Origin of the sequence: Fuchsiella alkaliacetigena (assembly GCF_023227765.1) — a bacterium.
In the GTDB taxonomy this organism is placed as follows: Bacteria; Bacillota; Halanaerobiia; order Halobacteroidales; family Acetohalobiaceae; genus Fuchsiella; species Fuchsiella alkaliacetigena.
In genome coordinates this window covers 1-5,455 of the sequence record NZ_JALKBZ010000089.1, presented here as the reverse complement: position 1 = coordinate 5,455, position 5,455 = coordinate 1, and the positions used below count along the sequence as shown (strand labels likewise).

Annotated in this window: 7 protein-coding genes; 5 read left to right on the top strand and 2 right to left on the bottom strand. The window is 35.9% G+C overall.

The genetic code is table 11. The annotated features are described in order from the left end of the window. The first annotated feature begins 159 nt into the window (after positions 1-159). The 5 genes from MWH30_RS13390 to MWH30_RS13370 all read left to right on the top strand — a co-directional run bounded on the left by MWH30_RS13390 (position 160) and on the right by MWH30_RS13370 (position 3,587). Positions 160-513 (top strand): NusG domain II-containing protein, encoded by a 354-nt coding sequence (locus tag MWH30_RS13390; protein WP_248664600.1) that lies wholly within the window; start codon positions 160-162, stop codon positions 511-513. 19 nt (positions 514-532) lie between these two features. Further along, positions 533-1,039 (top strand): Gx transporter family protein, encoded by a 507-nt coding sequence (locus MWH30_RS13385; protein WP_248664599.1) that lies wholly within the window; start codon positions 533-535, stop codon positions 1,037-1,039. 121 nt (positions 1,040-1,160) lie between these two features. Further along, on the top strand, positions 1,161-1,523 hold the full coding sequence (locus tag MWH30_RS13380; protein ID WP_248664598.1) for a response regulator: 363 nt from the start codon (positions 1,161-1,163) through the stop codon (positions 1,521-1,523). A gap of 2 nt (positions 1,524-1,525) precedes the next feature. Beyond that, positions 1,526-2,161 (top strand): chemotaxis protein CheC, encoded by a 636-nt coding sequence (locus tag MWH30_RS13375; RefSeq protein WP_248664597.1) that lies wholly within the window; start codon positions 1,526-1,528, stop codon positions 2,159-2,161. Next, entirely contained in the window at positions 2,151-3,587 is a 1,437-nt protein-coding gene (locus tag MWH30_RS13370; RefSeq protein ID WP_248664596.1) for an HD domain-containing phosphohydrolase, read from the top strand. The genes MWH30_RS13375 and MWH30_RS13370 overlap by 11 nt, the downstream gene beginning before the upstream one ends. A 57-nt stretch (positions 3,588-3,644) precedes the next feature. Here MWH30_RS13370 and MWH30_RS13365 read toward each other — a convergent pair whose 3' ends face one another. Both MWH30_RS13365 and MWH30_RS13360 read right to left on the bottom strand, forming a co-directional pair. After that, positions 3,645-4,040: a thioesterase family protein gene (locus MWH30_RS13365; RefSeq protein WP_248664595.1), complete on the bottom strand. Its 396-nt coding sequence runs from the start codon at positions 4,038-4,040 to the stop codon at positions 3,645-3,647. 15 nt (positions 4,041-4,055) lie between these two features. Beyond that, positions 4,056-5,375 carry an ATP-binding protein gene (locus MWH30_RS13360; RefSeq protein WP_248664594.1) on the bottom strand — a complete coding sequence of 440 codons (1,320 nt, stop codon included), beginning with the start codon at positions 5,373-5,375 and terminating at the stop codon, positions 4,056-4,058. Positions 5,376-5,455: the final 80 nt, after the last annotated feature.

The window sequence follows — 5,455 nt, the reverse complement described above, 5'->3', positions numbered from 1 at the left end:
AACTTTACAAAGGATGATGGAATTTTCTATTTCAGCAGTTGACTATCAAAATTCAGCTTAAATTGACGCGTATGATAGATAATTTAAAATTACTTTAATAAAGCCCTCTATTATGCATAATAGAGGGCTTTATTTACTTTTAATGAGAGGAGCTTTAAAGTGCTTAGCAAAAAAGATATGATAATTATTGGTCTTATTTTTGCTTTAGCTTTATTTTCTTTATTTATCTTTAGATTTGAAGAAGAAGAAGGAAGTGTTCAGCGGGCAGTAATTAAGTTAGATGGGGAGATAATTGAAGAGATTAAAATGGATGATTTGGAAAAAGAAAAAAAGATTTATATTGAGGGCCCTATAGGTGAGAGTATTATCCAGCTTAAAGAAGGCAAGGTGCGAATGCTGGAATCAGTTTGTCCTAATGATATCTGTGTGCATACGAATTGGATTAGTCGGCCTAGACAGACTATTGCCTGTTTACCAAATAAAATTTTAGTTAGAATCATAGCCGCAGACTAATAAATGGGGGGAAGAGATATTGGAGCTCAGAAAAATGATACAGCTTTCTTTATTGATAGCATGTGCAATAGTACTGCATATCATTGAAACAATGCTGCCAGTGATACAGATATTCTTTCTACCGGGTGTTAAGTTGGGTTTGGCAAATATTATTACCTTGCTGGCTCTTATTATTTTTGGATTTCGGGAGTCTGTGAGTGTGGTAGCTTTACGTTCTATTTTAGCTTCCTTGTTAATTGGTACTTTTTTTAGTGTTACCTTCTTTCTTAGCTTAGCAGGTGCTTTAGGTAGTAGTATGGTAATGGGGATAATTTATACCTTGGGTAAGAACTATTTTAGTATAGTAGTGATCAGTGTGCTTGGTGCTATTTTTCATAATATTTCTCAACTTTTATTAGCATCAGTTTTAATAAGCCAAATAGAGATCTTTGTATACTTGCCTTATTTACTCTTATTTTCTGTTCCTACGGGGCTTTTTGTAGGCTTGGTAGTAAAGTATCTGCTTATTAAAGTTGAATTTAGATAAGAAATTGGAGATCATTTGTATAAATCAAGAAATCTTTTTAATTTTTTGCTTAATAATCAAGGATTAAGATGCTTGAATAAAGAACTATAATACATGTATTTAAATCAAGGAGGCGTTGTCAATGAAAGTACTGATAGTTGAAGATTCTATGCTCTATAGAAAGACTATAGTTAAGTATTTAAAAGAGCATTTAAGCGAAGTCGAGTTTATTTTAGCTGAAGACGGTCAAGAAGGATATGAACTATATAAAGCAGAGAATCCTGACTTTATTTTATTGGATCTTTTGATTCCTGAGTTGAGTGGACAGGAACTATTAGCTAAAATAAGAGCAGAAGACCAGCAGATAAAAGTGGTGGTTATTTCTGCTGATGTGCAAAAGATTGTGCAAGAAGAAGTAAAGAAGTTAGGAATAACTAAATTTATCAATAAACCTTTTACCGAAGAAAAGGCTTTTAAATTAGCTAAAATGATGAAGGATGATTAATTATGTTAACTAAAAGCCAGGAGGATGCCCTAAAGGAGTTTATAAATATTGCTATTGGCGACGCCGCTAGCCTGCTTTCGGAAATGGTCAATAAAAAGGTGCAACTATCAATCCCAGAGGTGAAGCTGATCGATTTGGAAGAAAACTGCGGTTTGGATAAGCAATTACTGCCTCAAGCCTTACAAGGACATGTAGTTTCTTCTTCAATTCGTTTTGGAACTCAGTTTAATGGTCAAGCTCAGCTGGTTTTTCCAGCGGATAAGTCTAAATTATTGGTTGCTATGTGCTTAGGAGAGGAAGATATTGACTCGGTAAGTGCTGATGAATTGACCGATGCTGATTTTGATGTGATTAGAGAGATTGGAAATGTAATTTTGAATGCCGTGGTAGGGGGCTTAGGCAATTTACTGGAGGTTAAGATTGAGTATGATTTACCAGAAGTAAATCTACTGTCTTTGCTTGAAATAGAAGAAGAGGTGGATTTTGCTGAGGATAATTATTTATTAATTATTCATAATGACTTTGTAGTTGAGGAGACTACAGTTAAAGGCTCTGTTTTAGTAATGATGAGTATTTATTCTATTTCTTACTTACTTAATCAAATCAATCAGATAGTAGATGATATCTATGCGGAATAACTTTTTTGCTTCAGTTTTAGATAAGGTCGATGTAGGAGTTATAGTTCTGGATAAAGATTTAAATATTGTTTTTTGGAATAATTACTTAGTGGAACTAACAGGTAAGGAGTTAGCAGAGGTTAAAGGTGAGAAATTAGCTAAGCTTTATTTAGTCTTTGGGCGAAGTATATACCAGAAGTTTTTTACTGATGTATTGGAAAAAAATCAGGGAATGTTCTGTTCTGGAGCTCTACATCAATTCTTTATTCCCCCACAGGATCAAAGCTATATTAGGCAGAATATGCAGTTAGAGCCGCTGCTAGTAGGAGAAGAAAAGTATATTTTAATTCAGCTTTTCGATATTACTAATCAGGATAAGCGAGTTAAGTCTTTGAAAAAGGAGATTAAGAAAAGAAAAGAAGCCGAAAAGAAGATCCGCTACTTAACCTTTCGCGATAGCTTAACTGGACTTTATAACAGAACCTACTTTACAGAGGAGTTTCACCGCTATAATACTGAACGCCAGTTGCCTTTAACCATTGTAATTGGCGATGTAAACGGTTTAAAGTTGACTAATGATGCTTTTGGACATCAAGTAGGCGATAGGCTGTTAATTGAAGTAGCTAAAATAATGAAGAGAGCCTGTCGAGAAGAAGACTTAGTAGCTCGCTGGGGAGGCGATGAGTTTATAATTTTTTTACCTCAAAGTGGAGAAGGAGTAGCTAAAAGAATTTGTGAGGATATTAAGGCGTACTGTCAAAAAACTGAGTTGGAATTTATAGAACCTAGCATTAGCTTAGGCTATGCTGTTCGGGAGAGTATGAAACAAAGCTTTGATGAGGTTTTCAAAGAAGCTGAGGATAGAATGTATAGAAACAAGTTAAGTGAAAGTAAAAGTGCTCATAGTAATATCATTGCTACTATGAAGCATACTTTAATGGAGAAGACCTATGAAACTTCCGAACATGCTCAGCGGTTAAAGGAGTTAGCTTTGCAGATAGGTCGCAAGTTGGATTTAGCTGACTATCAATTGAGTGAGTTAAGCTTATTAGCGGAGCTGCATGATTTAGGTAAGATTGCTATTTCCGAAGAAATAATTCAGAAGCCGGGCCCGCTTAGTGATGAGGAATGGCAGCAGATAAAGAAACATCCTCAGATTGGCTTTCAAATTGCTGAATCTTCCAGTGAACTAAGCAATATTGCCCAAGGAATTTTGAATCATCATGAGTGGTGGGATGGTTCGGGTTACCCACGAGGGGTGAGAGGAAAGCAGATTCCATTGATTTCTCGGATAATTTCGGTAGTAGATGCTTACGATGTGATGACTCAAGGTCGTCCTTATCAGTCAGGGATTAGTAAAGAAGAAGCTTTAAAGGAGTTACAGGACTGTGCTGGAACTCAATTTGATCCTCGGATAGTAGAGATTTTTATAGATTTGTTTGCTTAATTTTCGGAAGTAATAATAATGGGCCAGCAGTAGGCCGACCCATAATTAAAGTAGTATTTACTTTTTACTTTTTACTTGGGCCCGTTGATGAAACTTATCTTTATTCACTATAAAACGCTCGTGAACTCCTTCGCCGATCTTTTCTCTTTCATCTTCTACTACTACCTTAAAGGCCAATCTACGGCCCATAATCTTAATTAATTCCACCGAAGCCTTGACTTCCATATTTAAAGGAGTAGCTGCCATATGTTTCACTTCTAGATTAGTACCTACTGTAGTCTGCTTTTCCTCTAAAAAAGGTTGTACTGCTTGACTAGCAGCTTTTTCTACTAGAGCAATCATTGCTGGAGTACCATAAACGTTGACAAAACCACTTTCAAACTTTTGAGCCGTATTTTCCGGGCTAACTTTTTCTGTAGCCTGTCCGCTAATACCTATTTCCAGTTTTTTCATCTTCTATTCTCCTTTCTATGTTTTAGAATTTTGTAGTGCTAATCTTCCCTTTAAGTGATTGATGAACTGTTGAGCAGTTCTGCCAGAGCGACCGTTATTCCACAGTTCCCATTGTAGCGCCTCTTCTCTTAACTTTTCCTTAGCAATTGGAAGCTGCTCTTTAGCAGCTAACTTTTCTATAATTTTAAGGTATTCTTGCTGGTCCGGAGACTGATAGCGAATAGTAAGCCCGAAGCGTTCTACTAAGGAGTGACGTTCTTCTCGCCCATCACCAGGATGTATTTCGCCGCTTTCAGGATCACGATCGCTCCATTTTTCCTTAATTAAGTTACGGCGATTTGAGGTAGCATAAAAGAGTACATTTTTGGGCTTAACTTCACTTCCACCTTCCATGATAGCCTTAAGATACTTGTATTCAGTTTCGAAGTCTTCAAAGGAGAGGTCGTCCATAAAAATGATAAAGTAGAGTCCTCTTTTTTTGAGTAATTCTAGTATTTGAGGTAGCTCTCTCAGTTGCTGTTTGTTGATTTCCAGTAAACGAAGTCCAGCTTGAGCGAACTTATTAACTAAAGCTTTAACTGAAGAGGACTTGCCAGTGCCGCTTGCTCCTATTAAGAGTACATTATTAGCTCTTTGCTTGTTAAGAAATATCTGTGTATTTTCAATTAGTTTTTTCTGCTGTTGATGGTAGCCAATTAAATCGCTGAACTCAATAGGATCAGGATTATTAATTCCTACTAGACCTTGTTTGCTGCTCCAGCGAAAGGCTTTATATTGATTTAACTTAGCTGCTCCCTGTTGGTGGTAATAATCGATTAGCTCTTTACTTAGTTGCTTAATAGCTCCTTGCTTAAAGTTTTTGTGCAGTTGTTCTAAAGCTTGTGTGGACTTTTTTTCAGTTTCCACCGGAGTGAAGTTTTGGATTAATTTGGGAGGCTCGGTTGCTAATAGTTCAGCTAAAGAGTTTAAGTCTAAATGATAAAGTTCTTGGATGATTTTTAAGTCATGCAAGGCTGCTTGTTGAAGACTGCTACCTAGCTTCGAGCCTAGTCTTTCGCTGCTTAAAGTAAATATATTTTTAGCAGTTAAGAGTTTGTTTAGCAGATAACTTTGCCAGAGGTTGCCGTTGATTTTTTTATTAACTCCAAACTCTATTAGTTGCGAGTAGAGATAGTAATAGTCATCGATTAACTCTGGAGAATTAGAGGAGTCTGTTTTTAGTTGTTTTATTATCTTAAGTATTTTTTTGATTAGCTGATCTTCGAGAAAATCTCTATAGATGATCAACTTTTTTAACTTAGTAGTTAATAGAGATAGATTTTTTATTGGTGTCATTTTAGACCTGCTTATAAAAATCTATACAAAACTAACTATAGACCACAATTTCACAGGATTACAATTGTGTAGGATGCAAT